The following is a 455-nucleotide window of genomic DNA, read 5'->3' as shown; positions in this document are numbered from 1 at the left end:
GACTACATGATCCATGAAACATGGGGTCTGTAGCTCAGCTGGTTAGAGCACCGTCTTGATAAGGCGGGGGTCGTTGGTTCGAGTCCAACCAGACCCACCACAGCATTCTGCGCAGATTGAGAAGTCGAGTTGTCGGCTGATCGGTTGTGTGGGATACGGGGGTGTAGCTCAGCTGGGAGAGCGCCTGCTTTGCAAGCAGGATGTCATCGGTTCGATCCCGTTCACCTCCACCATTGCTTCAGGTTGATGTTGCGTTTGAAAAGACGCGGCGTTGATGCCTACAATGTTGGTCTGTTGGATGTTTCATGAGTGAGGCTCAAGAGAGCAACGCTTAGTGCACAGAGTGTGCGTTAAGCGTTGGGTTTTTGACTCAACGAAAAAGCTGTAAATCGTTCTTTAACAATCTGGAAGAAGCACAACGAAAATGAGTTGATTGCTGCTATGCGCCTCTTCAG

2 tRNA genes are annotated in these 455 nt (G+C 50.3%); both read left to right on the top strand.

What is annotated here, in order from left to right:
* The first annotated feature begins 23 nt into the window (after positions 1-23).
* Positions 24-100 (top strand) — tRNA-Ile (locus EYW45_RS25090).
* Between the two features lie 57 nt (positions 101-157).
* Positions 158-233: transfer RNA gene (locus EYW45_RS25085), tRNA-Ala, on the top strand.
* Positions 234-455 lie beyond the last annotated feature (222 nt).

This window comes from Schauerella aestuarii, assembly GCF_009866805.1.
Taxonomy (GTDB): Bacteria; Pseudomonadota; Gammaproteobacteria; order Burkholderiales; family Burkholderiaceae_B; genus Schauerella; species Schauerella aestuarii.
Note: the sequence above shows the minus strand (reverse complement) of the source record. Positions and strands in the feature narration are given on the sequence as shown.